Source organism: Kitasatospora sp. NPDC001261 (genome assembly GCF_042896795.1).
Taxonomy (GTDB): domain Bacteria; phylum Actinomycetota; class Actinomycetes; order Streptomycetales; family Streptomycetaceae; genus Kitasatospora.
Genome location: NZ_JBIAXP010000044.1, coordinates 12,596 through 38,637 on the forward strand (window position 1 = coordinate 12,596; position 26,042 = coordinate 38,637).

Here is a 26,042-nt window from a genome sequence, read left to right on the forward strand (position 1 = left end):
GCGGTGGGAGCCGGGGGCCCGCCGCAGCGTGGCGCGACGGGACCCTCCGGGACGCGTTACGTACGGTGGACGCCGCATTCTAGGGCGCCGGTTGCCTCCGGCTCTCCCCGCCCTACCAGCCCGCCCGGGCATCCGGACAGCCTAGCCACGGTGGCCCGGCCTGACGGACCGCCAGACGATGAAGCCTGCACCGACAGTGTCCCACCGGAAGGCCGACGGCATGGAACTGACCAGCGACGCGCTGGTGAACTCGCTTCTCGCACTCGGCGCCGCGGCGGTCGTCACGACCCTGTGGCTCTGGCCGCGGCTGGCGCCGCAACGTCCGCTGCCGGTGCTCGGCCGGATCGGGTTACTGACGGTCGTTCAAGCCTCGGTCCTGGCCGTGCTCGCGCTGTCGGTGAACAACTCCTTCGGGTTCTACACCTCCTGGGACGACCTGCTCAGCCCCGGCGGCGCCAAGCTCGCGCTGGCCGGCAACGAGAACCACAGGGGCGGCACCCCGGTCCCCGACGCGCTGGTCCAGCCCACCACCGAGGGCGGCCTGGAGACCATCACCAACCTGCCGAAGGGCCCTCCCGAGGAGGTCGGCAGGATCGAGTCGGTCCGGGTGAGCGGCAAGGAGACGGGCTTCTCCGACCAGATGTTCGTCTACCTGCCGCCCGCGTACTTCGACCCGAAGCTCACCCTGGTCCGCTTCCCCGTCCTGCTGGCCATCGCCGGCTACCCGGGCACCACCCTGAACCTGCTGCACGAGCTGCCCCTCGCCCAGACCGCGATCGAGCTGCAGCGCTCCGGCAAGATGCCGCCGACCGTCCTGGTGATGGCCCGCCCGGCGGTCGTCCCGTCCCGGGACACCGAATGCGTGGACGTCCCCGGCGGGCCGCGCACCGAGACCTGGTTCGTCAAGGACGTCCCCGAGGCCATCCTCAGCGCCTACCGGGTCGGCCGCACGGCCGGCTCCTGGGGCACCCTCGGCTACTCCACCGGCGGCAGCTGCGCGCTGCGCCTGGCGATGCGCTTCCCGAACGTCTACGGCAGCGCGGCGAGCCTGCACGGCGACTTCACCGTGCGCCAGGACAACTACACCGGCGGCGACCTCTTCAACGGCGACAAGGCGCTGGCCCAGCAGCACGACCTCGGCTGGCGGCTGCAGAACCTGCCGGTCCCGGCGCTCAACGTGCTGGCGGTCTCCACCCGCGCGGAGGGGGACTACCCGCAGACCGTCCAGTTCGTCGACCTCGCCACCAGGACCGCGGCGGCCAACCCCCAGTTCAAGATCGACTCGCTCTACCTGGACGACGGCGGGCACAACTTCGACAGCTGGACCAGGGAGCTGCCGGCCACCCTCGAATGGCTGGGCTCGCACCTCGGCTAGCGCACGTGGGTGACTACCCGCCGGTCGGCCCGCCCGGCCGGCGGCCCGGGGGAACGTATCGCGACCGCCCGTCGGCCCCTGCCGGGCGCCCCCGGACCCGCGCAGGAGGCACTGTGCTGAGCACCCGCTCGCTCTTCGACGAGATCTACCGCAACGACCAGGCGTACCAGCTGTTCTGCAGCATCGCAGCCGGCGGCGAGGACCAGGGCGGCTGGGAGAACGAGCGGATCGCCGCCCTCACCCGGGACCCGGTCCTCGCCCCGAAGGTCGCCCGGCACGGTGCCGACGAGCGCAAGCACGGCCGGATCTTCGCCCAGCTGCTGAACCGGCGCGGCCTGCCCAAGGTGCCCGTGCCCGACGAGACCGACTACTGCATGCTGCTGGAGCGCCAGGGCATCGGCCTCTCGCACGAACGGCTGAACACCGACGTCCCGCTGACCGACCGCGAGCTCATCACCTACCTCGCGCACAGCCGGGTCACCGAGCAGCGCGCCGCCGAGCAGATGCGGCAGCTGGTCAGGGCGTACGCGGACAACCCGGCCCTCGGCCGGGCGATGCGGGTGATCTCCGCCGACGAGGACGACCACCTCGCCTACTGCCACGAGGAGCTGCTGCGGCTGATCTCCGAGGGCCACGGCCCGTACGTCCGGCACGCCCTGGAGACCAGCGCCCGGGGCGAGGTCCGCACCTACCGGGACGTCGGCCTCGCCGTCACCGCCCGGATGGCCCGGATCCTGTGCTGGCCGCGCTGGCAGCTCGCCCTGATCACCCTCGGGGTGCGCGCGCTCCACCTGTACGACCGCGCCTACGGCTGGCGCCGGATGGTCACGCTGCGGATGCCCGAGCACCGCAACGCGCTGGGCACCCCGGCTCCGCCGCACGCGGAGCACGAGGTGCCCGGTTCCTGAACCGCGGCCCGGCCGGCGCCCTACCGGCCGATGATGAGGCTCATCGCCTCGGCCCGGGTGGCCGGGTCGCGCAGCTGGCCGCGCACGCAGGAGGTGATGGTCTTGGCGCCGGGCTTGCGGATGCCGCGCATCGACATGCACATGTGCTCGCACTCGACCACGACGATCGCCCCGCGCGGCTCCAGGATCCGCATCAGCGCGTCGGCGACCTGGCTGGTCAGCCGCTCCTGCACCTGCGGCCGGCGGGCGTAGACGTCGACCAGCCGGGCGAGCTTGGACAGCCCGGTGATCTTGCCGCTGGTGGACGGGATGTACCCGACGTGGGCCACGCCGCGGAACGGCACCAGGTGGTGCTCGCAGACCGAGGTCAGCTCGATGTCCTTGACCAGCACCATCTCGTCGTGGCCGAGGTCGAAGGTGGTGGTGAGGACGTCCTCGGGCTCCTGCCAGAGGCCCGCGAATATCTCCTTGTAGGCGCGCGCCACCCGGGCCGGGGTCTCCAGCAGGCCCTCGCGGTCCGGGTCCTCCCCGACGGCGAGGAGCAGCTCGCGGATGGCGTTCTCGGCCCGCTTCTGGTCGAAGGTACCGACGGCGGGCGGACCGTCGAAGGTCACCGGGTCGATCATGCGGGCCTCGCTTATGTATCGGAAGACTCTGGCTGAACAGCACGGATGCCGCGCCTCCAGGGTACAAACCCTGGTGACGCGGCATCCATTCCCTACGGAGCGGGGGTCAGCCCTCGGTCGGCGGCTCGGTGGCCGGCAGCGGCGGGAGCTTCACGACGTCCACCGGAGCGGCCTCGCCGGAGGCGGCGCCGTTGGTGAGCGCCAGCTCCTTCGGGGACTGCACCGGAGGCCGGGTGGACGGCGTGCGACGGGCGGAGCCCGTCCAGGCCGGCCGGGTCGGGCGCTTGACGATCGGGGCGAAGACCTCGGCGATCTGCTCCTTGTTCAGGGTCTCCTTCTCCAGGAGCTCCAGGACCAGGTTGTCGAGCACGTCGCGGTTCTCGACCAGGATCTCCCAGGCCTCGTTGTGCGCCGTGTCGATGAGCTTCTTGACCTCTTCGTCGACCAGCCCGGCGACCTCTTCCGAGTAGTCGCGCTGGTGGCCCATCTCGCGGCCGAGGAACGGCTCCGAGTTGTCCGAGCCGAACTTGATCGCGCCGAGGCGCTCGGTCATGCCGTACTGGGTGACCATGGCCCGGGCCGTCGCGGTGGCCTTCTCGATGTCGTTCGAGGCACCGGTGGTCGGGTCGTGGAAGACCAGCTCCTCCGCCGCGCGCCCGCCCATCATGTAGGCGAGCTGGTCGAGCATCTCGTTGCGGGTGGTGGAGTACTTGTCCTCGTCCGGCAGCACCATGGTGTAGCCGAGGGCCCGGCCGCGGGACAGGATGGTGATCTTGTGCACCGGGTCGCTGTACTGGCAGGCCGCCGCGACCAGGGCGTGGCCGCCCTCGTGGTACGCGGTGATCTTCTTCTCCCGGTCGGACATGATCCGCGTGCGCTTCTGCGGACCGGCCACGACGCGGTCGATCGCCTCGTCCAGGATGCCGTTGTCGATCAGCTTCTTGTCCGAGCGGGCGGTCAGCAGCGCCGCCTCGTTGAGGACGTTCGACAGGTCGGCACCGGTGAAGCCGGGGGTGCGCTTGGCGACGGCCGACAGGTCGACGTCGGGCGCGATCGGCTTGCCCTTCTGGTGCACCTTGAGGATGTCCAGCCGGCCCTGGAGGTCGGGGCGCTCGACCGCGATCTGGCGGTCGAAGCGGCCCGGGCGCAGCAGCGCCGGGTCCAGGATGTCGGGGCGGTTGGTCGCGGCGATCAGGATCACGCCGCCCTTGACGTCGAAGCCGTCCATCTCGACCAGCAGCTGGTTGAGGGTCTGCTCGCGCTCGTCGTGGCCGCCGCCGAGGCCCGCGCCGCGGTGCCGGCCGACGGCGTCGATCTCGTCGACGAAGACGATCGCCGGGGCGTTCGCCTTGGCCTGCTCGAAGAGGTCGCGGACGCGGCTGGCGCCGACACCGACGAACATCTCGACGAAGTCCGAGCCGGAGATGGAGTAGAAGGGCACCCCGGCCTCGCCCGCGACGGCGCGGGCCAGCAGGGTCTTGCCGGTGCCGGGCGGGCCGTAGAGCAGCACGCCCTTGGGGATCTTGGCGCCGACGGCCTGGAACTTGGCCGGCTCCTGGAGGAACTCCTTGATCTCGTGGAGCTCCTCGACCGCCTCGTCCGCGCCGGCGACGTCGGCGAAGGTGGTCTTCGGGGTGTCCTTGGTGAGCAGCTTGGCCTTGGACTTGCCGAACTGCATGACCCTGGAGCCGCCGCCCTGCATCTGGTTCATCAGGAACAGGAAGACCAGGACGATGATCACGATCGGGAGCATCGACAGCAGCAGGCTGACGAAGGTGCTCTGCTTCTCCGGGCTGATCGTGTAGCCCTCGGCGAGCGTGCTCGCGTCCTTGTCGTTGACCTGGGCCTGGAGCTTGTCGGCGATGGCGACACCCTGGTCGCCGATGTAAGAGGCCTGGAACTTGGTACCGGACGGGGTCTTGCCCGTTCCGGCACTGGGCAGCGTGGCGCCGTCCTTGAGCTGGATCTTGATCGTGTTCGAGTCACCGGTGGTGATCTGCGCCGACTTGACGTTGTGCGCGTCGATCGCCGCGACGACCTGACCGGTGTCCACCGTCTTGTAGCCGTTGGAGTCCGAAACGACCTGCATCAGCACGATGACGGCGAGGACGGCCAGCACGATCCACATGATCGGCGCACGGAAGTATCGCTTGACGTCCATCCATGCGGGGCGTTGCCGCCCCGTCCCTCCTGCCACTCAACGGCGCCGGGGGGCTGTTGGGCCGCGGCGCAATCCGATTGGTGCTCATGTGAAGAGCGGTTTATTGGACCGTACCGCAGTCGGACCCACCCATGGCGGGAGCACGGCGAGACGGCTGTGGTTCTTTGTCCCCGGGGGTCCAACGGGCGGGAACGGCCTACTGTTCCCGCCCGTAACCCGAACGGGGCCGTCAGCCGCCGTAGACGTGCGGGGCGAGGGTCCCGATGAAGGGGAGGTTGCGCAGCTTCTCCGCGTAGTCCAGGCCGTAGCCGACCACGAACTCGTTGGGGATGTCGAAGCCGACGTACTTGACGTCGATCTCGACCTTGGCGGCGTCCGGCTTGCGGAGCAGCGCGCAGACCTCCAGCGAGGCCGGACCGCGCGAGCCCAGGTTGCCGAGCAGCCAGGACAGCGTCAGACCGGAGTCGATGATGTCCTCGACGATCAGGACGTCACGGCCGGCGATGTCGGTGTCCAGGTCCTTCAGGATCCGCACCACACCGGAGGACTTGGTGCCCATCCCGTACGAGGAGACGGCCATCCAGTCCATGGTGACCTGCGAGTGCAGGGTCCGGGCCAGGTCGGCCATGACCATCACAGCCCCCTTGAGGACGCCGACGATCAGCAGGTCCTTGCCTGCGTAGTCCCGGTCGATTCGCTCGGCCAGCTCCAGGAGCTTGGCGTCGATCTCGTCCTTGCTGATGAGCACCTTCGCGAGGTCAGCGCCCATGTCGTTCTGGTCCACCGGGGATACGTCCTCAAACGTTCGGGGTCTGTGTGGCCGGCGGTCGGCTCCCCCTGGGCATGCCTCGCCCGTCAGTCGCCCTGCCGCCGAAAGACCAGCGTGCCACACCTGCGGGTGGCCTCGACGCCCCCGGGTAGGTGCAGCGGGCCCTGTCCGCGCCATCCGGTGACCAGCAGGTCGATCGTCTCCAGGTGCCGGGCGAACAGGTCCCCGGCCGGACAGCCCGCCCGCAGCGCGGCCCGGCGCAGCACCCGGCGGCGCACCGCGGGCGGCAGTTCGGCCAGCTTCACGGCGTCCAGGGCGCCGTCGCCCGTACGGAGGTCGCGTTCGGCCAGTGCGGCCCACTGGTCGAGGGCGTCGGCGTCGTCGCGGAACAGCCGGGCGGTGCGGGCCAGCGCCTCGACCACCCCGCCGCCCAGGTGCTTCTCCAGGACCGGCAGCACCTCGTGGCGGACCCGGGAGCGGGTGTAGGCGGGATCACAGTTGTGCGGGTCGTCCCAGACCGGGATCGACTGGGCGGCGCAGGCCTGCCGGGTGGCCGCCCGGTCCAGCTCCAGCAGCGGGCGGCGGTAGCGGCCCTTCTGGGCGGGCATCCCGGCCAGCGAGCGGGAGCCGGAGCCGCGGGCCAGGCCCAGCAGCACGGTCTCGGCCTGGTCGTCCCGGGTGTGGCCGAGCAGCACCGCGATCGCGCCGTGGCGGTCGGCGGCCGCGTCCAGGGCGGCGTAGCGGGCGTCCCGGGCGGCGGCCTCCGGGCCCCCGGCGCGGCCGACCCGGACCGGGACCGCCTCCACCGGGTCGAGGCCGAGGCTGCGCAGCCGGTCGGCCACCTGGGCGGCGCGCTCGGCGGATCCCGCCTGGAGGCCGTGGTCGACGGTGACGGCGCCGACCCGCAGGCCGATCTTGGGGGCTTCGAAGGCGGCGGCGATGGCCAGCGCCATCGAGTCGGCGCCGCCGCTGACCGCGACCAGGACCAGCGGCGAGCCGGGCGCGGCCGGGGTCCGGGGCAGCCCGGAGGGGTGGCGCGCGGCGTTGCCGATCAGGGTGGTGCCGACCGCGGCACCCACCAGCGGCGCCCCGGCCGGGCGCTCCCGCGGTCGGCGCACGGGCGCGGTGAAGGTGGAACCGGCCTCGGCGGCGAGGTCGGTGAGCGTACGGCGAACGGCCAGGCGTATCGCGGCGACGGCGGGGTGAGGACCCACGGCGGACGACTCCTCGACGGAGGGGGGACAGGACGTGCGGCGGACGCGGCGGGGACCGCGCACCCGCATGAGCACCCGGTTACCGGGCGCTCACAGATGGTGGCAGATAGTGGCCACCCACTACGCCACCCGCGCCCCCGGCAGGTCGACCGTCCCACGTTCGGGTGAATGAAGAAACGCTTCTTCACTCGTCGTCGGCCTGATTGGACCACTCGTACGAGCGGGTTTGACCGGCGCGCGCCGCTTGCCGTCCGGCGTACGGCGCGCCCGCGTCACGACCGCGCTCAGCGCGCCACCCGGGCCACCCAGGCGGCCGGGTCGTGGATCTCGTCCTTGGTGGGCAGGGTGTTCGGGGAGGTCCACACCCGGTTGAACCCCTCCATGCCGACCTGCTCCACCACCCCGCGCACGAACACGGCGCCGTCCTGGTACTGGCGCAGCTTCGCGTCCATGCCGAGCAGCCGGCGCAGCAGCAGGTCGAGCCGGTTGGCGCCGCGGTCCCGGCGCTGCTGGAACTTCTCCCGGATCTCGGCGACCGTCGGCACCACGGCCGGCCCGACGCCGTCCATCACCACGTCCGCGTGGCCCTCCAGCAGCGACATCACGGCCGTCAGCCGGCCGAGGATCTCGCGCTGCGCGGGCGACTGGACGATCTCCAGCAGGTTCCCGGAGGAGGCGCCCTCCCGGCTGCCGCCACCCGGCAGGCCGCCGAGCGAACCCGCCGCGTCCCGCAGCCGCTCCAGCAGGGCGCCCGGGTCGACGTCCGTCTCGGCGAGGAAGGACTGCACCTCGGACTGGATGTGGTCGCGCAGCCACGGCACCGCGGTGAACTGCGTCCGGTGCGTCTCCTCGTGCAGGCACACCCAGAGCCGGAAGTCGGACGGGTCGACGTCCAGCTCCCGCTCGACGTGCACGATGTTCGGCGCCACCAGCAGCAGCCGGCCCGGCCCGGGGCCCTCCGGCCCCAGCCGCGGCTTGTCGAACAGCGCCGCCGGGCTGTCCGGCGCCTCCAGCGGGGGCTCGGCCGGGGCGAAGGTCTCGTACTGGCCCAGCACCTTGGTGGACAGGAACGCCAGCAGCGCCCCGACCTCGATCCCGGTCGCCTTCTCGCCCACCGCGCCGAACACCCCGGCCGCCGTGCTGTTCGCCCGACGCGCCTGGAGCTTCTCCACCAGCGGCTGGACGACCGTGCGGAAGCCCGCCACGTTGGCCCGGATCCACCCCGGACGGTCCACCACCAGCACCGGCGTCGCCGCGGCCTGGGACAGGCTGGACGAACGCATGCCGGTGAACGCCCGCACGTGCTCCTCCGCCTCCAGGGCGTGCCGGCGCAGCTCGGCGACCACCGCCGCCGCTTCCTCCCGGCTCACTTCCGGACCCGGCCGCACCAACCTGGTCGCGGTTGCGACCGCGAGGTTCCAGTCGACCATGTCAGCACCGCCACTCGCGCTCGTCATGCCCTCACCGTACGTGCTCCCCACCACCAACGGCAGCCACCCGCCGCGAACACCTCTCCCCAACGGGCCCCGGCCCCACCGGTCTCCGGCCGCGGCCGGTGGCGGGCGGCGGACCGGTGCGCGGCGGCGGGTCAGTGGCAGCCGCAGGTGGTGAGGCGGGCGGCGACGCGGTCCATCGCGGCGCGGGCGGTGTCGGCGGGGGCGGCGGTACGGGTCATGACGGCGAAGGCGAGCAGGCGGCCGTCGGCGTCGACGACGGTGCCCGCGAGGGTGTTGACGCCGCTGAGGGTGCCGGTCTTGGCGCGGATCAGGCCGGCCGCGTCGGCAGCGCCGGACCCGGAGCCGTAGCGCTTGTTGAGGGTGCCGGTGAAGCCGGCGACCGGGAGGCCGGTGAGCACCGGGCGCAGGGCGGGGTGCTGCTCGGAGGCGGCCAGCGCGAGGAGTCGGACCAGGACGGCGGGCGGTATCGCGTTGCCCGGGTGCAGGCCGCTGCCGTCGTTGAGGACCACGGTGCCCATCGGCACGCCGAGCCGGGTGAGCTCCTGGGTGACGGCGGCCGCGGCGCCCTCGAAGCTCGCGGGCTGGTGGGCGGCGATGGCGACCTGACGGGCGATCGCCTCGGCGAGCTGGTTGTCGGAGGTGGTCAGCAGGCGTTCGACCAGCCGGGCGACGGTCGGCGAGAAGACGTCGCCGAGGGGCGCCGTGCCGGTGGCGGTCGGGGCGGGCGCGGGCGCGGCGGCGGGGCCGGCCTTGCCCGTCACGGTGATGCCGCGGGCCCGGAGCAGCGCGGCGAAGGCCTCGGCGGCCGCGGCCGCCGGGTCGGCGACCCGGTCCGGCGCGTCCTCCCGGCTCTTCGGGTCCGCCTTGGCCTCGTCCACCATCAGCGGGACCACCAGGGCGATGTTCTGGGCGTCGTGGTTCCTGTGCTGCGGGCCGCCCGCGTACATCGACAGGTCGTAGTCCAGCTGGACCGTCGTGGTGCCGAGGCTCTTGAGGCTGTCGGCGGTCTGCTGGGCGAGGGAGTCCAGTGAGGCGGGGGCGGTGTCGGCGTCGGCCGGCTGACCGCCGATCTGCACCTGGTCGGCGGGCAGCGCGGTGAGCGTCGGGTCGCCGCCGCCGACCAGGGTGATGGTGCCCGGGGCCGCACCCTGGACCACCCGGGTGTGCAGCCGGGTGTCGCCCGGGATGAGGGACAGGGCCGCGACCGCGGTGGCCAGCTTGGTGGTGGAGGCGGGGGTCGCCGGGGTGTTCTCCCCGGAGCCGTACAGGAGTTGGCCGGTGCCGGCGTCCGCGACGGCGAAGGTGACCTCGCCGAGGCTCTTGTCGGCGAGCACGGCGGCGAGCGCCTGCCGGAGGCCCTGCGCGGTGGGGACGGCGGCGCCCGGGCCGCCCTCGACGGCGGCCAGGACGGCGCCCGGCGCGGGGGCCGGGCGCGCAGCGGACGTGTCGCCACCCCCGGTGGCGGGCACGGAGGCGGCGGGCACGGAGGCCGCGGGCGTGGGCGCGGCGGGCGGCGCGGCGCGACGGGCGGGTGCGGCGCCCGGGTCGTCGTTCGACCGGGGACCGGCGCCGCCCTTCCCGTGGTCGCCCTTCCTCCCGCCGTGGCCGTTCGGTCCGTCGTGGTCCTCGCCCTCGCCCGGCCCGGCGCTGTGCCCGCCCGGCGGCGGGGCCGGCTGCGCGACCGCACCACCCGAGGTCAGGACCGTACCGACGACCAGGAGCGCCGCTCCGAACAGCCCCGCGGCCGTCCCCCCGCGGCGGCCCGCCGCCCCTCCCCCTGTGCCCACCGACCGGCCCCTTTCCCGAGCACCCGCTCCCGTAGGAGACACTTGGATTCTGTCAGTCCCTACCTTGGAGGAACCGTTGGAGTTCGACGTCCTTATCGAAATCCCGAAGGGCTCTCGTAACAAGTACGAGGTCGACCACGAGACCGGCCGTCTGCGGCTCGACCGGATGCTCTTCACCTCGACCCGCTACCCGGCCGACTACGGCTACGTCGAGGGCACGCTCGGCGAGGACGGCGACCCGCTGGACGCCCTGGTCATCCTGGACGAGCCGACCTTCCCGGGCTGCCTCATCAAGTGCCGCGCCATCGGCATGTTCCAGATGACCGACGAGGCCGGCGGCGACGACAAGCTGCTCTGCGTCCCGGCGACGGACCCGCGCTGGGAGCACCTGCGCGACATCCACCACGTGTCGGAGTTCGACCGCCTGGAGATCCAGCACTTCTTCGAGGTCTACAAGGACCTGGAGCCGGGCAAGTCCGTCGAGGGCGCCAACTGGGTCGGCCGCGCCGAGGCCGAGGCCGAGGTCACCGCTTCGATCAAGCGTCTGGCGGAGCAGGGCGGCCACTGAGCCGTCGTTCCGATCCCACTCGGCCGGGGACGGTCGGAGGCAGGTCGGGACAGCCCGGGGCCGGGGTTCGCGGATTCGTCCGCGGACCCCGGCCTCTGTCGTGTCCGGGGACGGGACGTCTTGCCGACAGCCTGTCGGCAAGACGTGAAGTTAGGTTAGGCTAACCACATATTCAGCCGATTCCCACCGGCCGATCCCGGACCCTGGAGGCCGCATGCCCACGCCCGCGCCCGCCCCGTTCTCCACCGTGCTCCGCACCGCCAGCAGCGAGGAGCACGAGGCCGCCGAACAGTCCTCGTTCATGAGCCGGCTGCTGGGCGGCGGTCTCGGGATCGAGGCGTACGCCGACCTCACCGGCCAGCTCTGGTACGTCTACCGGGCCCTGGAGGACCGGGCCGGGCAGCTCGCGGAGCACCCGCTGGCGGGCCCCTTCATCGACCGGGCGCTGCTGCGCACCGCCGCCATCGAGCGCGACCTGGCGCACCTGCGCGGGCCCGACTGGCGGGACGGCCTGGCCCCGCTGCCGGCCACCGCCGCGTACGTCGCCCGGCTGGAGGAGCTGGCCGCCGAGTGGCCGGCCGGGTACCTCGCGCACCACTACACCCGCTACCTGGGAGACCTGTCGGGCGGTCAGATCATCCGGGGCATAGCGGAGAAGACCTGGGGCTTCGAGCGCAAGGGCGACGGCGTGCGGTTCTACGTCTTCGAGGAGGTCGACAACCCGGCCGCCTTCAAGCGCGAGTACCGGGCGAAGCTGGACGCGGCCGGGGAGGCGATGGACGAGGTCGAGCGGCGCCGGGTGGTCGAGGAGTGCAAGCGGGCCTTCGTGCTCAACGGGGCGGTCTTCCGCGACCTGGACACGCGCTACCCGCTGAGTGCGTAAACGTTCCTCCTTACCCCGGTCACGGGAAACGGCCCCGGCGAGCGCTTGCTCGCCGGGGCCGTTTCGGCACTCCGTCCGGGCGTCAGGCCTGGACCGCGCCACGGCGGTTGCGCACCAGGACGGTGGCGCTGCCGCCGACCAGCAGCAGACCGGCCGCGGTGGCCAGCAGCGGGACCACCGGGGTGTCCGCACCGGTGGCGGCCAGCGAGCCGCCGCCCGTACCGCTCAGGCCGCCGGTGGTCAGCGAGGCCCCACCGGAGGTACCGCTGCCGGTGCCCTGGCCGCCGCCGGCCGCGGAACCGCCGCCGGCGCTGCCGTTGCCGTTGCCGGAGGAGCCGGCCGGCGGCAGCTTGGCGTCCTTGTCGAAGGCGAGGGTGGCGCTGACCGGGTCCAGGGCCGTACCGGCCGGGTAGTTGGAGAAGGCCGGCACCCCCTCGGCGGTGAGCGTGGCCGGAACGCCGGAGAGCGTCACCACGCCGCCGACCGGCTTCAGGGCGGAGGCCGGGACGTCCAGCCGGGCGATCCTGACACCGCTCAGCGAGGTCGAACCGCCGTCCTGGGACTTGCCGTTGACGTCGGCGGTCAGGAAGGCGCCGTCCCGGTCGATGGTCAGACCCAGCTTGGAGAGCGTGGTGTCCAGCGCCCAGCCGTCCTTGCCGGGGTGGCCGAGGAAGCGGACCGAGCCGTTGAAGGCGGCGCTCAGGGAGTGGTCGGTGGTGTTGTAGGCACCGGTGGCACCGCCGAAGCGGTAGTCGGCCGCGCCGCCGCCGAATTCGACCTTCCCGGCGGCCATCGGGGACTCCAGGTACGTGCGGAAGCTCTCCTTGACCTTCCAGTCCAGCGTCCCGTTCACCACCGGCAGGGTGGCCGGGGCCGTGCCGGGGCCCCCGCTCGCGGACGGGGAGGCGGTGGCGCCGGGCGCCTGGGTGGCCGACGGCGAGGAGCCGGCCGAGGGGGTGCCGGACGACGGGGCCGCGGTCGGCGTGCCGGTGGCCGTGGCGGTGGGGCTCGCGCTCGGGCTGCCGGTGGGGCCGCCGGTCGGGCCCGTGCTCGGCGAGGAGGTGGCGGACGGCGTGGCGGTGGCCGTCGCGGTCGGCGGCACGGTCGGCGGGGTCGTGGCCGGGCTCTGCTTCAGCAGCAGCGACAGCGGGTCCATGTCCGCCCCCGCCGGGTAGAAGCCGGCGAAGGCCCGGGCGCCCTGCTCGGTCAGCTTGGCCGCGGCGGGCGTCCCGTTGGTGGTGTCCCGCGCGACGGTGAACGTCACCAGCGGCACGTCGTCCCGGCGGGTGACGTCGGCGGCGCCCACCGACTCCTTGGAGGCGGTGTCGGCGGTCAGCGTGCCGGTGGTGCCGGAGGTGGTGATCCGCAGGTCGCTGAGCGCGACGTCCAGCGCGCCGTGGTGGGCGGTGAAGTGCACGCCGCCGGCGAAGGAGGAGCTGAGCGCGTGCGTGGTGAGGTCGTACGCCGCGTTCGCCAGGCCGAAGTGGAAGGTGCCGTCGGCGTTGCGGGTCGCGCCGCCGGTCAGCTCGATCGCGCCGCCCTGGGAGGCCGGGCCCTCGATGTAGCTGCGGAAGCTGGCCTTCACACCCCAGTCCAGCGCTCCGGTGTCGTACGTGACGCTGCTCGGGCCGCCCGCGCCGAAGGCCAGTGCGGGGGCGCCGAGGGCGGTCAGGCCGAGGCCGGCGGTGGCGGCCGCGAGGGCGGCCAGCCGGGTGCGGTTGCGGGACATGCTGGGTACTCCGTTCGGATGGGGGAGGGAGCGGGGGGACGCTCCCGGAGGGGTCAGGCCGCGTCGTCGGCGTCGGGCCCGGCGGCGGGGGCCCCGGCCGCGGCGGCCGCCCGGCGGCGGCGGACGAGCAGGCCGCCGGTGGTGGCGAGGGCCGCCACCAGCACCGCGCCGCCGACCACGGCCGGCACCGGGACGCCGTCCGGGGAGGACGCGGCGACGGGCGCGGCGGCCGGGGAGGCGGGCGAGCTCGCGACGGCGCCCGGCGGGGTGGCCGGGGCGCTGCCGAGGTCGGGCAGCGGGGGCAGCGCGGCGGCCGGGTCGAGGGCGACGGCGAAGCTCAGCGGGTCCATCGCGGTGCCCGCCGGGTACAGGCCGCCGAAGGCCTCGGCGCCGCCCTCGGCGAGCGTGAGCGGCAGTTCGACGGCCGTCAGCAGGCCGCCCTCGGCCTTGAGGCCGGCCGGGTCGAAGGTCGCCAGCTCGACGCCGGGGAGCTGCCGGGTGCCGCCGTCCGGGGTCCGGCCGGAGACGTCGGCGAGCAGTCGGCCCTGGCCGCCGGAGACGCTGACGCCCGGGTTGGCGAGGGTGAGGTCCAGGCCGTAGCCGTCGCCGGCGCGCATGCCGGTGAAGCGGACGGTGCCGGTGAAGGCGGCGGTCAGCTCGCCGGTCGCCGGGTCGTACGCGCCCTTGGCCGGGGTCCAGCGGAAGAACGCGCCGCCGTCGGCCGCGCCGCCGCCGAGCTCCCAACGGCCTTGGGCGATCGTGCCGGTGACGTAGTCGCGGAAGGTGCGGCGCACGCCCCAGTCGAGGGCGCCGTCGGCGAACCCGGTACGGGCCGGGGCCTGGGCGGCCGGCTCGGTGGCCGGCGGGGCGGCCGGCTCGGCCGGCGACGGGGCGGCTGCCGGCGGCGTGGTCGCGGGCACGGCCGTGGCGGCCGCGCCGGACGTCGGGGCGGGGGCCGCCGGCGTCGGCTGCGCGGCGGGCAGGTTGACCGAGAGGCTGAGCGGGTCGAGGGCCGTGCCGGCCTGGTAGAAGCCGCCGAAGGCCTTCGCCCCGGCGTCGGTGAGGGTCGCCGGGACACCGCTCAGCGTCAGGGTGCCGGCCGCGCCGCGCAGGTCGACGCCGGCCAGCGAGAGGTCGGCCAGCTTGGCCTGGCTCGCGCTGCTGACCTGCCCGGTCTCCTTGGACTTGCTGCTGACGTCGGCGTACAGCCCGGCCGCGCCGCCCTGGACGGCCTTGAAGGTGAGCCGGCCGATGCTCAGGTCGAGCGCGTTGGAGCCGCCCTCCTGGTGCCCGGTGAACCGCACGCCGCCGGAGAAGGCGGCGGTCAGCGCGCCGGCCGCCGGATCGTACGTGCCGTTCGCCGAGTGGAACCGGAAGGTGCTGCCGCCGACCGTGGCCGCGCCGCCGGTCAGCCCCCAACTCCCCTTGGCGATGGGCCCGGTGACGTAGGTCAGGAAGGACTGCTTGATGCCCCAGTCCAGCCGGCCGCCGGAGACCCTGCCCTCGGCGGCGGCCGCCGGCCCCGGCGACAGGCCCACGGCCAGCAGGGCGGCGAGGGAGGCCACCAGGGCGGCGGCCAGACGGCGGAGCCGGCTGGACAGGGGCACGGCGAATCACTCCTCAGGAGGCATGGGGGGATGCCGCAAAGGGGGCCCGGCGGGCACCACCCCCTTGCGAAACTCAGGTAAGGCTAACCTAATATATGAGTCAAGAGCCCCGCCGCCCCCTCCCCCGGCGGCGGGGCGCCACAGGCACCAAGTCCCGGTGAAGGGAACCAGGTTGAGCAGCGTTACGATCCGATCCGGGGCGGCCCGCGGGCCCGTCCTCCTGCTGCTCGCCCTCGGCCTGCTGCTCGCCCTCACCGCCTGCGGCGCCGCGAGCGGGACGGCCGGGGCAGCGGGGGCGGCCGTCTCCCGCACCCCCGACGCCGTCGAACCGCTGCCCGGCGAGCCCGCCCCCCGGCTCCCGGCCACCACCGCCTCCGCCGACGGCCGCCAGGTCACCGTCACCAGCGCCGAACGGGTCATCCCGCTCAACGGCAGCCTCGCCGAGCTGGTGTTCAGCCTCGGCCTCGGCCCCAAGGTGGTCGCCCGGGACGTCTCCACCACCTTCGAACAGGCCGCCGCCCTGCCGGTGATCACCCAGGCCCACGACGTCTCCGCCGAGGGCGTGCTCTCACTGCACCCCACCGTCGTCCTCGCCGACCGCTCCACCGGCCCGGCCGAGGCGATCGCGCAGATCCGGGCGGCCGGCGTCCCGCTGATCGTCCTGGACGACGCCAAGCGGCTGGCCGACGTCGGACCGCGCATCGACACCGTCGCCGCCGCACTCGGCGTCCCGGACGCCGGACGGCAGCTCAAGGAGCGCACCGAGCAGCGGATCGACCAGGCCATGGCCGCCGTCCCGGCCGACGGCCGGCACCCCCGGGTCGCCTTCCTCTACCTGCGCGGCAGCGCCTCCGTCTACCTGCTCGGCGGCCCCGGCTCCGGCGCCGGCTCGCTGATCGAGGCGGTCGGCGGCGAGGACGCCGGCACCGCGGCCGGCCTCACCAACGACTTCGTCCCGCTCACCAGCGAGGCCCTGGTCAAGGCCGCGCCCGACGCGATCCTGGTGATGAGCAAGGGGCTGGACTCGGTCGGCGGAACGGACGGCCTGCTCAAGCTGCCCGGCGTCGCCCAGACCCCGGCCGGGCTCGACCGCCGGATCGTCTCGATCGAGGACGGCCAGCTGCTCAGCTACGGCCCGCGCACCCCGCAGGTCCTGCGCGGGATCACCGCCCAGCTCTACCCGGCGGACGCCAAGTGACCACCGCCGTACGGGAGGAGACCTCCCGCGAGGCCCCCGGGGAGACCGCCGCGCCGACCGCCGGCCGGACCGCCCTGCTCACCGCCGGACTCGCCGCCGCCCTGCTCCTCTGCGCCCTCCTCGCGGCCGGCGTCGGCGCCTACCGCATCCCGCTCGGCGACATCCTCGCCTCCACCGCCCACCGCCTCGGCCTCGGCGGCCACGCCCTGGACCGGGTGCCCGAGTCCGTGCTGTGGAACGTCCGGCTGCCCCGGGTGGTGCTCGCCCTGCTGGTCGGCGGCTCGCTCGGCTGCGCCGGGGCACTGATGCAGGGCGTGTTCGGCAACCCGCTCGCCGAGCCCGCCGTGATCGGGGTCTCCTCCGGCAGCGCGGTCGGCACGGTGGCCTGCATCGTGCTCGGCCTGAACACCCTGGGCGGTTGGACGGCCCCCGTCTTCGCCTTCGCCGGCGGCCTGCTGACGGTCGTCGCGGTGTACGCGATGTCCCGCTCCGGCGGGCGCACCGAGGTGGTCACGCTGATCCTCACCGGCGTCGCCGTGAACGCCTTCTGCGGCGCGCTGATCGGCATCCTGCTGTTCATCGCCGACCCCGCCGCGATCAGCCAGGTCACCTTCTGGCAGCTCGGCTCGCTCTCCCAGGCCACCTGGGGCAAGGTGCTCGCCGTCCTGCCGTTCGCGCTGGCCGGCCTGGCCGTCGCCCCGCTGTACGCCCGCAGGCTGGACCTGCTGGCGCTCGGCGAGCGCCCGGCCCGCCACCTCGGGGTGGACGTCGAGCGGATGCGGCTGGCGCTGATCACCGTCGTCGCCCTGCTCACCGCGGCGGCCGTGGCGGTCAGCGGCATCGTCGGCTTCGTCGGCCTGGTCGTCCCGCACCTGCTGCGGATGCTCGCCGGGCCCGGCCACCGCTTCCTGCTGCCCGCCTCGGCACTCGGCGGCGCACTGGTGCTGGTGGCCGCCGACCTCGCCTCCCGCACCGTCGCCGAGCCCGCCGAGATCCCGCTCGGGGTGGTCACCGCACTGATCGGCAGCCCGTTCTTCTTCTGGCTGCTGCGCCGGACCAGGACCAGGCAGGGAGGCTGGGCGTGAGACTGCGACGCCACCGGGAGATCCCCGAACGACCGGAGCCCGGAAGCGAGTTGCTCGCCGCCGAGGGCGTCCGACTGAGCCTCGGCGGGCGCCCGCTGCTGGACGGCGCCGCCGTCCGGGTCGCGGCCGGCGAACTGGTCGCGCTGCTCGGGCCGAACGGCGCCGGCAAGTCCACCCTGCTGTCCGTACTGGCCGGCGACGTCCGGCCGGACGGCGGGTCGGTCACCCTGCGCGGCCGCCCGCCGGCCGACTACGGCGCCGCCGAACTCGCCCTGCACCGCGCCCTGTTGCCGCAGTCCGCCGCACTGTCCTTCCCGTTCCCGGCCGACGAGGTGGTCCGGATGGGCCGCGCGCCGTGGGCGGGCACCGCGGCGGCCGCCGAGGACGCGGCGGCCGTGGCCGAGGCGATGGCGGCCACCGAGTCCACCGCCTTCGCCGGGCGCCCGTTCACCGCCCTGTCCGGCGGCGAGCGGGCCCGGGTGGCGCTGGCCCGGGTGCTGGCCCAGCGCACCCCGCTGCTCCTCCTGGACGAGCCGACCGCCGCCCTCGACCTGCGCCACCAGGAGCTGGTGCTGCGGGTCGCCCGGGCCCGGGCCGCGGCCGGGGACGGGGTGGTCGTGGTGCTGCACGACCTGTCCCTGGCGGCGGCCTACGCGGACCGGGTGGTCCTGCTGACGGGCGGGGCGACGGTCGCGGACGGGCCGGTCGCCGAGGTGCTGCGGGCGCCGCTGCTCAGCGAGGTGTACGGGCACCCCGTCGAGGTGCTGGCGCACCCGCGCACCGGGGTGCCGCTGGTGCTGCCGGAGCGCTGAGCGCTTCGCCGGCGCTCAGTCCTCCAGCCGGAAGCCGACCTTGATGCACACCTGGTAGTGCTTGATCCGGCCGTCCTCCAGGTGGCCCCGGACCTGCGAGACCTCGAACCAGTCGAGGTTGCGCAGCGTCCGGGAGGCCCGCTCCACCCCGTTGCGGATCGCGGCGTCGACGCTCTCGGCCGAGGACCCGACGATCTCGGTCACCCGGTACACATGGTCGGTCATGGCGGACTCCCTCAGCTGTACGGACGCCCCCCGGTCCACCGTGCACCGACCCGGGTCCGCCCGCACCCCGACGGGCGGCCTCCGACGCCGCGGGCTGGTCCTAGAACGCCGCCCGCACCTCGCCGACCGGCACGCCGCCGCCGAGCAGCGGGGCCGCGCCGATCCGCTCGACGGTCCCGTCCGCCCCGGTCACCCCGAGCCGGCGCAGCGCGGCCGCCAGCACCGGGCCGCGGGCCCGCTCGGCGCCGTCCTCGATCTTGAAGGCCAGCGCCCGGCCGTCCGGCAGCGCGACCACCTGGACGGCCTCGGCGCCCATCTTGGACAGCGCGCCCGGCACCGCCCGCATCAGCCAGGTGTCGGCCCGCCGGGTGCCGGCCACGTACTCGGGGTGGGCGCGCATCGCGTCGGCGACGCGGCGCGGCCCGCTGCCCTCGGCGGCCAGCAGCAGGCCGCGGTAGCCGCGGGCCAGGCCGGTCAGCGACACGGCCAGCAGCGGCGCGCCGCAGCCGTCCACCCCGGCGTGGGCGGCGGTCTCGCCGGTGGCCTCCTCCAGGGCCTCGCGGGCCAGCCGCTGGATCGGGTGGGCCGGGTCGAGGTAGCTCTCGGTGTCCCAGCCGTTCGCCGTGCAGGCGGCCAGCCAGCCGGCGTGCTTGCCGGAGCAGTCCATCAGGATCGGGGCGCGCCCGCCGCCGGCGGCGAGCAGCAGCTCCGCCTCGGTCTCGTCCAGCGGCAGGTCGGCCGGGGTGCGCAGGGCCGACTCGTCGAGCCCGGCGGAGCCGAGGATGCTCCGCACGCCGTCGAGGTGAAACGATTCCGCGGAGTGGCTGGAGGCCGCCAGCGCCAGCAGCTCACCCTCGATCGCCAGCCCGGCCCGCAGCGTGGCCACCGCCTGGAACGGCTTGGCGGTCGACCGCGGGAAGACCGGGGCGTCCGGGTCGCCGAGCGCGAACTCGACCGAGCCGTCGGCCGCGAGCAGCACCAGGGAGCCGCGGTGGCGGCCCTCGACGAAGCCGGAGCGTATGACCTCGGCGAGAACGGGCGCGGGGGCGGGCAGGGACATGGCGGTGTGAGCCTTCCGGGGCGAGGGTGGGCCGGGAGCGAGCCGGGCCTCACCCGCCCGCGGCGACCCACCCGGTCAGAGCGGCCCCCGTGCGAGCAGGTCGTCGACCCGTGCTTCCCCATCACGGTACCTGCGGGTGATCTCGGCGTTGCAACCGTCGGCCGTGCGCAGCAGCCGCTGGCGCCGTCCGGACACCTCCCGCTCGTACGCCCGCAGCCGCTCCAGGGCGGCCAGCAGCTCCTCGGCCGGGTGCGCCGCCAGGTCGGCGAGCTGGACGTCGCCCATCAGCGCGTCCGCCTCCAGCCGGGACTCCCGGGTGCGCGGCGGCCCGAGGGTGACGTGCCGGGCCGAGCGCCGCACGGTGGAGGGCGCGTCGGTCAGGATGGCCGGCAGCCGGTCCAGCAGGTCGCCGGGGGCCGGGTCGGGGCCGGACGGGTCGGCCGTACGGACCGGGCCCGTGCCGGGCCGCCGGTCGAGTTCGGCGCGCAGGATGTCCATCCGCCCGTGCAGCAGCCGCCGCAGGTAGGACAGGTCGGCCTCCTGCTCCAGGGTCTCCCGGCGCAGCACCCGCAGCTGCTCCAGGCCCAGCCCCTCCAGGTCGGGCTCGTCCTCCGCGCCCGCCGCCGGACCGTCCGGGCCCCCGGGGGCCCGCACCACCGACCCGGACCGGTCCCGCGCCACGCTGCTCGCGTCCATCACCCAACCACCTGACGTCGTCCGATCCCGCCCGCTCGCGGCACCCCGTCGCTGCCGCCGGTCCGACCCGTCCCCCGACGGGCCGCGCGTCCCGTCCACCGGCCCGCCGGGAACCCCCGGAGGCTCCGGTCCCCGGCCGTGACGCCCACCGGGGCGGCACCGCCAGACGCCTGACCTACCGGCTCGACCGCCCGGCCGAACCCGGGTCCGGCGCGGCGGACCTCCTGGCGCCCCGGACCCCTCGTACGGTCCACCAGCGTGCCACCCCACCCGGCGCACGCGCACCGCCCGTGCACCCGAACGGCCCCCTGGCGAACGGGGGTGGCTGATATGACCAGCCCTTTCCCCAGGAAGAGTGGCGCCCGATTCCGCGCAGGCGCGCACCCCAGGGCGTGCACGGCCTCCATGCGCGCCCCTGGTGTGCGCCCTGGGGAGGCCGCCGGGGCGGAGGGACGGGGCCGACCGGAGGGGCGGCCGGGCAGAACGGCCGGGAAGGGTGCGGCGCTGAGCCGGGGGCACGGCGGATGCGCGGGCGCGGAGCGGCGGCGGACGCGCCGGGCGCGGGCCGCGCGGAAAGCACCCGGGGCTCCTCCGGGGGCCGTACGGCGCTCCGGCACAATGGCGGCATGCGAGCAGTGGTGCAGCGAGTGACCGAGGCCCGGGTGACCGTGGCCGGTGAGACCGTCGGCGCGATCGAGGGGCCCGGGCTCTGCGTCCTGGTCGGCGCCACCCACGACGACACCCCCGCCAAGGCCGCCCAACTGGCCCGCAAACTCTGGACGCTGCGACTGCTGCCCGCGAACGACGAGGGCGTCGAGCAGAGCTGCTCGGACCTCGGCGCCCCGCTGCTGGTGATCAGCCAGTTCACGCTCTACGGCGACGCCCGCAAGGGCCGCCGCCCCACCTGGAACGCCGCCGCCCCCGGCCCGGTCGCCGAGCCGCTGGTGGACGAGGTGGTGGCGCAGCTGCGCGCGCTGGGCGCCAAGGTGGAGACGGGCCGGTTCGGCGCCGACATGCGGGTGGCGCTGGTGAACGACGGCCCGTTCACCGTCCTCGTCGAGGTCTGACCCCGCCGGGGGCCCCACCGGGCCCGGCCGGGGCGCCGAGCGGCCCCGGCGCGGCCCTGGACGGCCCTACTGCGGGACGATCACGTCCTGGGTGCCCGGCACCGTGCCGGCCAGCAGCACGGCGTCCACCGGGACGTTCCGCTTGACGATCGCCAGCGCGATCGGCCCCAGCTCGTGGTGCCGGGCCGAGGAGGTCACGAAGCCCAGCGCCCGCCCGTCCGGGTCGGTGGCCAGCCGCACCTCGGTGCCGTGCGGGGGCAGCGTCTCCTCGGTGCCGTCCAGGTGCAGGAAGACCAGCCGGCGCGGCGGGCGGCCCAGGTTGTGCACCCGGGCGACGGTCTCCTGGCCGCGGTAGCAGCCCTTCTGCAGGTGGACGGCGGTGCGCAGCCAGTCCACCTCGTGCGGGATGGTCCGGTGGTCGGTCTCGAAGCCCAGCCGGGGCCGGTGGCCCTCGATCCGCAGCGCCTCGTACGCCCAGACCCCGGCCGCCGGGCCGTACCCGGCGGTGAGCCGCTCCAGCTCGGCGCGCGGCACGAACAGGTCGCGCCCGTACGGGAGTTCGCGGACGGCGGCGGCGCCCTCGACGGAGGCGGTGGAGCCGGCCGGCAGGTGCACCACGGCGTACTCGGCGGTCGCGTCGGCGACCTCCACCCGGTAGAAGAACTTCATGCCCTCCAGGTAGGCGACCAGCGCCTCCTGGGTGCCCGGCTCGACGTGCGCCCAGGTGGTGGTGCCGTCGTCCACCAGGTAGAGCGCGTGCTCGACGTGCCCGTTCGGGGAGAGCACCAGCGCCTCGGCGGCCTGCTGCGGCGGCAGCTCGCTGACGTGCTGGGTGAGCAGCAGGTGCAGCCAGGAGAGCCGGTCCGCGCCGGTCACGGTGACCACGCCGCGGTGCGAGAGGTCGACGAAGCCGACGCCCTGCGACAGCCTGCGTTGCTCGCGGAAGATGTCGCCGTAGTGGGCGGCGACGCCCTCGTCGGCCCCCTCGGCGGGGACGGCTCCGGGCAGGGAAAGCAGCGGGCTCTTCACACCGGTCATACCGGCCAGCTTACGGCTGGTCCCCGACGAGCTTGGCGGTGCAGTCGGCGCAGCGGCCGAAGATGGCGAAGTGCTTGAGGTCGGTGTCGAAGCCGTGCCGCTCGCGCAGGCTGTCGATCAGCGGCTGGGCGATCTCGGTGCCGGTCTCGGTGACCTTGTCGCAGTCCCGGCAGACCAGGTGCAGGTGGTGGTGGCGGCCGGCCAGGTGGTAGGTCGGGGCGCCGTGGCCGAGGTGGGCGTGCGAGACCAGGCCCAGCTCCTCCAGCAGCTCCAGGGTCCGGTAGACGGTGGAGATGTTGACGCCGCTGGCGGTCCGGCGGACGTGGCAGAGGATGTCGTCGGGGGTGGCGTGGTCGAGCTCGTCGACGGCCTCCAGCACGAGCTGCCGCTGCGGGGTGAGCCGGTACCCGCGTTCGCGCAGGTCGGCCTTCCAGTCGCCGGAGAGCTGCCAGTCGGTGGTGCCGGTGTCCGCCACGGTACTCGTCCCTGCCAATGGTCGGGGGTCCTGGAGCAAGTGTAGGGACCGGCCGGGGGCCGGTCCCTACCTCGTGCACGGAAGTGCCGGTCGCGCGATCGGCCTACTTGAAGAAGGCGATGCCGTCGTCCGGCAGGTCGTTGATGTCCTTGATCAGCTGGGCCGGGCTGAGCACCTTCTTCAGCTGGGCGGACATGTACGGGCGCAGCGGCACGCTCGGGGCGGCCTTCTCGCCGACCCAGAGCAGCTCGCCGTTGACGAAGCCGTACAGCCGCTTGCCGCCCGAGTACTCCGGGGAGCCCTCGATCCGGGCGACCGCGTCGGTGGAGACGTCGACCTGGGGCTTGCCGTCGGCCAGCTCGCCGTACCAGATCTCGACCGTGCCGTCGTCGCGGACGGAGGAGATCTCGATCCCCCGGACACCGCTGGTGCCGTCGTGGTTGCTGGTGATGCGCCAGAACGCGTGCTCGTTCTCCAGCGGACGGACCTTCTCGCCCTCGCTGTCCAGCACCCAGGTCCGGGAGCGGAACTCCAGGAAGGGGCGGCCGTCGTGGCGGATCACGATCTCCTGGCCGAAGTTGCACTTCTCCGCGCCCGGGAAGTCGTAGACGCCCGCGCCCTCCCAGGTGCCGAGGAGGAAGGCGAGCGGGACGACGTCCCTGTGGAGGTCAGAAGGGATCTCGATCATGTTCCTGGTCGCTGTTCTCGTCGGTGTGGGACTGCCTCAACCGTACGGCAGTCTCAGCGCTGGCCCTGGTACAGCTTCATCACCGAGAAGATGGCGAACCAGGTGATCAGCACGGCCATGAGGGCCAGCAGACCGTCGAAGAAGATTTCCAGACCGGACACGGGTGGCTCCCAGGCGGCGACAGTGTGGTGGATTGTGCTCGGCTCACTCTATCCGCCGGGTTCCGGAGGGTCGCGGTGAGCCCCACCACGTCGCCGTTCGCGCCGTCCTCCCGCGGCTGCTCAAGCTTTGCCCAAGGCTTCCGGGGATGCCGGACGGCGGGGGCGCCGGCACCTCTAAGGTGGCGCCATGGCGAAGAAACTGGTCATCAAGGTCACCGCAGGGGCGGACGCGCCGGAGCGGTGCTCGCAGGCGTTCACGGTGGCGGCGGTGGCCGTCGCCAGCGGGATCGAGGTCTCGCTCTGGCTGACCGGGGAGTCCTCCTGGTTCGCGCTGCCGGGCCGGGCCGCGGAGTTCGAACTGCCGCACGCGGCGCCGCTGCCGGACCTGCTGGAGTCGATCCTGGCGGCCGGCTCGGTGACGCTGTGCACCCAGTGCGCGGCCCGGCGCGGGATCACGCAGCAGGACACCGTCGAGGGTGTCCGCATCGCGGGCGCCCAGGTCTTCGTCAGCGAGATCATGTCGGACAACGTCCAGGCGCTCGTGTACTGAGGCACCTCGCGTATCGACGCCTACGGGCGTTCCTCGTGGTCGGGGCGGTCCCGGTCGTGGCCGGGCTCGTCCCACTTCGGGTCGTCCCAGCGCGGGTCGTTCCACCAGTCGTCGTCCGGGTCGCGCTTGTTGGCGAACACCGCGGCGGCCGGCGGGATGACCATCGCGACCACGCACATGCCGATCGCCGCGCCGACCGAGAAGAACCGCACCACGCCCCAGGCCATGACGAACAGGCCCAGACACACGCCCATCATGGCGAAGTAGTAGCGACGCCGCCGCCTTGCCTGCACCCCTCCACGGTACGACCGAGGGCCCCTGCTCGGCAGGGGCCCTCGGAGTCTGGTCCGGGATCGTCCCGGCTCCGGTCAGACCGCGATCGCGACCTCGACGGCGGTGCCCTGGGAGGCCACCACCTGACGGTCCACGGTCTGGCCCGGCACCAGCGCGCGCAGGGTCCACTTGCCCGGGCGGGCGAAGAACCGGAACTGGCCGGTCGCCGAGGTGGGCACCTCGGCCGTGAACTCGCCGCCCTCGTCCAGCAGCCGCACGTAGCCGTTGACCGGCTCTCCGTCGCGGGTCACCGAACCCTGGATGATCGTCTCGTTCGCCACGTCAACTCCTGCCAGGTCCGGGCCGCCGGCCTTCGCACCGCACATGTCTGTCTCCTTCTGACTTACGGGTCGAGCCGGGGGCTCAGTTGCTGCCGAGCTCGATCGGCACGCCGACCAGGCTGCCGTACTCGGTCCACGAGCCGTCGTAGTTCTTGACGTTCTCCTGGCCGAGCAGCTCGTGCAGCACGAACCAGGTGAGCGCGGAGCGCTCGCCGATGCGGCAGTAGGCGATGGTGTCCTTCGCCAGGTCGATGCCCTCGGCCTCGTACAGCGCCTTGAGCTCGTCGTCGCTCTTGAAGGTGCCGTCGTCGTTGGCGTTCTTGGCCCACGGGATGTTGCGGGCGCTCGGCACGTGGCCGGGGCGCTGCGACTGCTCCTGCGGGAGGTGCGCCGGGGCGAGCAGCTTGCCGGAGAACTCGTCGGGCGAGCGGACGTCGACCAGGTTCAGGGTGCCGATGGCGGCGATCACGTCGTCGCGGAAGGCGCGGATCGAGGCGTCGGCGGCCTGCGCCGTGTACTCGGTGGCCGGGCGGGCCGGCACCTCGGCGACCAGGTCGCGGGAGTCCAGCTCCCACTTCTTGCGGCCGCCGTCCAGCAGGCGGACGTCGCCGTGGCCGTACAGCTTGAAGTACCAGTAGGCGTACGAGGCGAACCAGTTGTTGTTGCCGCCGTACAGCACGACGGTCTGGTCGTTGGCGATGCCCTTGGCGCTCAGCAGGGCCTCGAAGCCGGCCTGGTCGATGAAGTCGCGGCGGACCGGGTCCTGGAGGTCCTGCTTCCAGTCGATCCGGACGGCGTTGCGGATGTGGTTCTTCTCGTACGCGGAGGTGTCCTCGTCGACCTCGACGATGACGACCTTCGGGTCGTCCAGGTGGGCCTGGACCCAGTCGGCGTCGACCAGGACGTCGCTGCGGCTCATGGTGGGTTCTCCATCCGAGGGCGGTTGTGCGGAAGGTGCTGCTCAGGAGGGTGCTGCAGGGTGCCCGGGAGGGTGCGGTCCGAAACCCTGTCCGAATAGCGGGACGAGGGGGTGGGCCGGTGCGGCCGGGCAGGAGACTGCGGAGTACCTCGGCGACCGCCGGCCCGGGGGGCCGGGCGCGGTCGCCGGAAAGATCGGCGGCGGGCGTCAACTGCCCTGCCGGGGGCGCCGAATCAGCGCATTCGACACAGACAGGCGGCCACGCGGCACAGGTCTACCGCCCGCCGCTTCGTGAGGTCCGTCTGTCGCTTCATGCCGACGATGCTAGGGACACCGGAGGCCCGCTGTCATCAGCGTATCGAATAGTGGG

At 74.0% G+C, this 26,042-nt stretch carries 27 protein-coding genes; 9 read left to right on the forward strand and 18 right to left on the reverse strand.

All coding sequences use genetic code 11. The features are described from left to right. Positions 1 to 220: 220 nt before the first annotated feature. On the forward strand, positions 221 to 1,375 hold the full coding sequence (locus ACFY4B_RS39735) for an esterase family protein (protein ID WP_063780220.1): 1,155 nt from the start codon (positions 221 to 223) through the stop codon (positions 1,373 to 1,375). Between the two features lie 113 nt (positions 1,376 to 1,488). Beyond that, on the forward strand, positions 1,489 to 2,283 hold the full coding sequence (locus tag ACFY4B_RS39740) for a ferritin-like domain-containing protein (RefSeq protein WP_387976260.1): 795 nt from the start codon (positions 1,489 to 1,491) through the stop codon (positions 2,281 to 2,283). A 20-nt stretch (positions 2,284 to 2,303) separates the two neighbouring features. On the opposite strand, the gene folE is transcribed toward ACFY4B_RS39740, so the two are convergent. The 6 genes from folE to dacB form a co-directional block, all read right to left on the reverse strand. After that, positions 2,304 to 2,909 carry a GTP cyclohydrolase I FolE gene (folE, locus tag ACFY4B_RS39745; protein ID WP_049654054.1) on the reverse strand — a complete coding sequence of 202 codons (606 nt, stop codon included), beginning with the start codon at positions 2,907 to 2,909 and terminating at the stop codon, positions 2,304 to 2,306. Positions 2,910 to 3,015: 106 nt separating this feature from the next. Continuing rightward, positions 3,016 to 5,070, reverse strand: coding sequence for an ATP-dependent zinc metalloprotease FtsH (ftsH, locus tag ACFY4B_RS39750; RefSeq protein WP_074006436.1), 2,055 nt, complete (start codon positions 5,068 to 5,070; stop codon positions 3,016 to 3,018). Between the two features lie 229 nt (positions 5,071 to 5,299). Continuing rightward, positions 5,300 to 5,854 carry a hypoxanthine phosphoribosyltransferase gene (gene hpt / locus ACFY4B_RS39755; protein ID WP_049654051.1) on the reverse strand — a complete coding sequence of 185 codons (555 nt, stop codon included), beginning with the start codon at positions 5,852 to 5,854 and terminating at the stop codon, positions 5,300 to 5,302. 71 nt (positions 5,855 to 5,925) lie between these two features. Further along, the gene (tilS, locus tag ACFY4B_RS39760) at positions 5,926 to 7,053 is read right to left on the reverse strand and encodes a tRNA lysidine(34) synthetase TilS (protein ID WP_074006435.1); all 1,128 of its coding nucleotides are present in this window, start codon (positions 7,051 to 7,053) and stop codon (positions 5,926 to 5,928) included. 284 nt (positions 7,054 to 7,337) lie between these two features. Then, a complete protein-coding gene (locus ACFY4B_RS39765) occupies positions 7,338 to 8,510 on the reverse strand; it encodes a zinc-dependent metalloprotease (RefSeq protein WP_049659916.1) in 1,173 nt (390 codons plus the stop codon). A 131-nt stretch (positions 8,511 to 8,641) separates the two neighbouring features. Next, positions 8,642 to 10,297 carry a D-alanyl-D-alanine carboxypeptidase/D-alanyl-D-alanine-endopeptidase gene (gene dacB, locus ACFY4B_RS39770; RefSeq protein ID WP_387976262.1) on the reverse strand — a complete coding sequence of 552 codons (1,656 nt, stop codon included), beginning with the start codon at positions 10,295 to 10,297 and terminating at the stop codon, positions 8,642 to 8,644. A gap of 76 nt (positions 10,298 to 10,373) precedes the next feature. Here dacB and ACFY4B_RS39775 point away from each other — a divergent pair, with 76 nt between their 5' ends. After that, positions 10,374 to 10,865, forward strand: a complete 492-nt coding sequence (locus tag ACFY4B_RS39775; RefSeq protein WP_030244505.1) for an inorganic diphosphatase — start codon at positions 10,374 to 10,376, stop codon at positions 10,863 to 10,865. 214 nt (positions 10,866 to 11,079) lie between these two features. After that, positions 11,080 to 11,748, forward strand: a complete 669-nt coding sequence (locus tag ACFY4B_RS39780) for a heme oxygenase (biliverdin-producing) (RefSeq protein ID WP_387976265.1) — start codon at positions 11,080 to 11,082, stop codon at positions 11,746 to 11,748. An 82-nt stretch (positions 11,749 to 11,830) separates the two neighbouring features. On the opposite strand, the gene ACFY4B_RS39785 is transcribed toward ACFY4B_RS39780, so the two are convergent. Beyond that, positions 11,831 to 13,477, reverse strand: a complete 1,647-nt coding sequence (locus ACFY4B_RS39785) for an HtaA domain-containing protein (protein ID WP_387976268.1) — start codon at positions 13,475 to 13,477, stop codon at positions 11,831 to 11,833. A gap of 53 nt (positions 13,478 to 13,530) precedes the next feature. Next, on the reverse strand, positions 13,531 to 15,084 hold the full coding sequence (locus ACFY4B_RS39790; RefSeq protein ID WP_387976271.1) for an HtaA domain-containing protein: 1,554 nt from the start codon (positions 15,082 to 15,084) through the stop codon (positions 13,531 to 13,533). 172 nt (positions 15,085 to 15,256) lie between these two features. On the opposite strand from ACFY4B_RS39790, the gene ACFY4B_RS39795 reads away from it, so the two are divergent. Genes ACFY4B_RS39795 through ACFY4B_RS39805 form a run of 3 tightly spaced genes read left to right on the forward strand, consistent with a single transcriptional unit; the run spans position 15,257 to position 18,179 of the window. Next, positions 15,257 to 16,282 carry a hemin ABC transporter substrate-binding protein gene (locus ACFY4B_RS39795; protein ID WP_387976273.1) on the forward strand — a complete coding sequence of 342 codons (1,026 nt, stop codon included), beginning with the start codon at positions 15,257 to 15,259 and terminating at the stop codon, positions 16,280 to 16,282. After that, entirely contained in the window at positions 16,279 to 17,367 is a 1,089-nt protein-coding gene (locus ACFY4B_RS39800) for a FecCD family ABC transporter permease (RefSeq protein ID WP_387976276.1), read from the forward strand. Before ACFY4B_RS39795 ends, ACFY4B_RS39800 begins: the two co-directional genes overlap by 4 nt. A gap of 2 nt (positions 17,368 to 17,369) precedes the next feature. Further along, positions 17,370 to 18,179 (forward strand): heme ABC transporter ATP-binding protein, encoded by an 810-nt coding sequence (locus tag ACFY4B_RS39805; RefSeq protein ID WP_259316906.1) that lies wholly within the window; start codon positions 17,370 to 17,372, stop codon positions 18,177 to 18,179. A gap of 15 nt (positions 18,180 to 18,194) precedes the next feature. Here the strand turns inward: ACFY4B_RS39805 and ACFY4B_RS39810 are convergent, their stop codons facing one another. From ACFY4B_RS39810 to ACFY4B_RS39820, 3 genes are all read right to left on the reverse strand, one after another. Next, positions 18,195 to 18,404, reverse strand: coding sequence for a dodecin (locus tag ACFY4B_RS39810; protein ID WP_049661518.1), 210 nt, complete (start codon positions 18,402 to 18,404; stop codon positions 18,195 to 18,197). 100 nt (positions 18,405 to 18,504) lie between these two features. Then, complete coding sequence (locus ACFY4B_RS39815; RefSeq protein ID WP_074006429.1) at positions 18,505 to 19,464, reverse strand: asparaginase; 960 nt, start codon at positions 19,462 to 19,464, stop codon at positions 18,505 to 18,507. A 75-nt stretch (positions 19,465 to 19,539) separates the two neighbouring features. Then, the gene (locus ACFY4B_RS39820; protein WP_234348561.1) at positions 19,540 to 20,160 is read right to left on the reverse strand and encodes an ABC transporter substrate-binding protein; all 621 of its coding nucleotides are present in this window, start codon (positions 20,158 to 20,160) and stop codon (positions 19,540 to 19,542) included. A gap of 626 nt (positions 20,161 to 20,786) precedes the next feature. Between ACFY4B_RS39820 and dtd the strand changes: the two genes are divergently transcribed. Next, the gene (dtd, locus tag ACFY4B_RS39825) at positions 20,787 to 21,227 is read left to right on the forward strand and encodes a D-aminoacyl-tRNA deacylase (protein ID WP_049656260.1); all 441 of its coding nucleotides are present in this window, start codon (positions 20,787 to 20,789) and stop codon (positions 21,225 to 21,227) included. 66 nt (positions 21,228 to 21,293) lie between these two features. On the opposite strand, the gene ACFY4B_RS39830 is transcribed toward dtd, so the two are convergent. From ACFY4B_RS39830 to ACFY4B_RS39840, 3 genes are all read right to left on the reverse strand, one after another. Beyond that, positions 21,294 to 22,256, reverse strand: a complete 963-nt coding sequence (locus ACFY4B_RS39830) for a folate-binding protein YgfZ (protein WP_117491889.1) — start codon at positions 22,254 to 22,256, stop codon at positions 21,294 to 21,296. Positions 22,257 to 22,275: 19 nt separating this feature from the next. Further along, positions 22,276 to 22,740 carry a Fur family transcriptional regulator gene (locus ACFY4B_RS39835; RefSeq protein WP_049656259.1) on the reverse strand — a complete coding sequence of 155 codons (465 nt, stop codon included), beginning with the start codon at positions 22,738 to 22,740 and terminating at the stop codon, positions 22,276 to 22,278. 103 nt (positions 22,741 to 22,843) lie between these two features. Continuing rightward, on the reverse strand, positions 22,844 to 23,428 hold the full coding sequence (locus tag ACFY4B_RS39840) for an FABP family protein (protein WP_049656257.1): 585 nt from the start codon (positions 23,426 to 23,428) through the stop codon (positions 22,844 to 22,846). 348 nt (positions 23,429 to 23,776) lie between these two features. Here ACFY4B_RS39840 and ACFY4B_RS39845 point away from each other — a divergent pair, with 348 nt between their 5' ends. Then, on the forward strand, positions 23,777 to 24,139 hold the full coding sequence (locus tag ACFY4B_RS39845) for a DsrE family protein (RefSeq protein ID WP_049656255.1): 363 nt from the start codon (positions 23,777 to 23,779) through the stop codon (positions 24,137 to 24,139). Positions 24,140 to 24,159: 20 nt separating this feature from the next. On the opposite strand, the gene ACFY4B_RS39850 is transcribed toward ACFY4B_RS39845, so the two are convergent. The 4 genes from ACFY4B_RS39850 to ACFY4B_RS39865 all read right to left on the reverse strand — a co-directional run bounded on the left by ACFY4B_RS39850 (position 24,160) and on the right by ACFY4B_RS39865 (position 25,986). Next, a complete protein-coding gene (locus tag ACFY4B_RS39850) occupies positions 24,160 to 24,432 on the reverse strand; it encodes a DUF3099 domain-containing protein (protein WP_082346012.1) in 273 nt (90 codons plus the stop codon). 75 nt (positions 24,433 to 24,507) lie between these two features. Next, positions 24,508 to 24,798 carry a DUF1416 domain-containing protein gene (locus tag ACFY4B_RS39855; RefSeq protein ID WP_030059605.1) on the reverse strand — a complete coding sequence of 97 codons (291 nt, stop codon included), beginning with the start codon at positions 24,796 to 24,798 and terminating at the stop codon, positions 24,508 to 24,510. 37 nt (positions 24,799 to 24,835) lie between these two features. Next, positions 24,836 to 25,672 (reverse strand): sulfurtransferase, encoded by an 837-nt coding sequence (locus ACFY4B_RS39860; RefSeq protein WP_049656251.1) that lies wholly within the window; start codon positions 25,670 to 25,672, stop codon positions 24,836 to 24,838. A gap of 233 nt (positions 25,673 to 25,905) precedes the next feature. Next, positions 25,906 to 25,986 carry an Ms5788A family Cys-rich leader peptide gene (locus ACFY4B_RS39865; RefSeq protein ID WP_350517234.1) on the reverse strand — a complete coding sequence of 27 codons (81 nt, stop codon included), beginning with the start codon at positions 25,984 to 25,986 and terminating at the stop codon, positions 25,906 to 25,908. Positions 25,987 to 26,042: the final 56 nt, after the last annotated feature.

Coding starts and splice junctions, on each gene's coding strand:
- ACFY4B_RS39735 (WP_063780220.1), top strand. CDS start 221: ATGGAACTGACCAGCGACGCGCTGGTGAACTCGCTTCTCGCACTCGGC.
- ACFY4B_RS39820 (WP_234348561.1), bottom strand. CDS start 20,160: ATGGACGCGAGCAGCGTGGCGCGGGACCGGTCCGGGTCGGTGGTGCGG.
- ACFY4B_RS39855 (WP_030059605.1), bottom strand. CDS start 24,798: ATGTGCGGTGCGAAGGCCGGCGGCCCGGACCTGGCAGGAGTTGACGTG.
- dtd (WP_049656260.1), top strand. CDS start 20,787: ATGCGAGCAGTGGTGCAGCGAGTGACCGAGGCCCGGGTGACCGTGGCC.
- ACFY4B_RS39780 (WP_387976265.1), top strand. CDS start 11,080: ATGCCCACGCCCGCGCCCGCCCCGTTCTCCACCGTGCTCCGCACCGCC.
- ACFY4B_RS39840 (WP_049656257.1), bottom strand. CDS start 23,428: ATGATCGAGATCCCTTCTGACCTCCACAGGGACGTCGTCCCGCTCGCC.
- ACFY4B_RS39810 (WP_049661518.1), bottom strand. CDS start 18,404: ATGACCGACCATGTGTACCGGGTGACCGAGATCGTCGGGTCCTCGGCC.
- ACFY4B_RS39860 (WP_049656251.1), bottom strand. CDS start 25,672: ATGAGCCGCAGCGACGTCCTGGTCGACGCCGACTGGGTCCAGGCCCAC.
- ACFY4B_RS39765 (WP_049659916.1), bottom strand. CDS start 8,510: ATGACGAGCGCGAGTGGCGGTGCTGACATGGTCGACTGGAACCTCGCG.
- ACFY4B_RS39865 (WP_350517234.1), bottom strand. CDS start 25,986: ATGAAGCGACAGACGGACCTCACGAAGCGGCGGGCGGTAGACCTGTGC.
- ACFY4B_RS39845 (WP_049656255.1), top strand. CDS start 23,777: ATGGCGAAGAAACTGGTCATCAAGGTCACCGCAGGGGCGGACGCGCCG.
- ACFY4B_RS39785 (WP_387976268.1), bottom strand. CDS start 13,477: ATGTCCCGCAACCGCACCCGGCTGGCCGCCCTCGCGGCCGCCACCGCC.
- folE (WP_049654054.1), bottom strand. CDS start 2,909: ATGATCGACCCGGTGACCTTCGACGGTCCGCCCGCCGTCGGTACCTTC.
- ftsH (WP_074006436.1), bottom strand. CDS start 5,070: ATGGACGTCAAGCGATACTTCCGTGCGCCGATCATGTGGATCGTGCTG.
- ACFY4B_RS39815 (WP_074006429.1), bottom strand. CDS start 19,464: ATGTCCCTGCCCGCCCCCGCGCCCGTTCTCGCCGAGGTCATACGCTCC.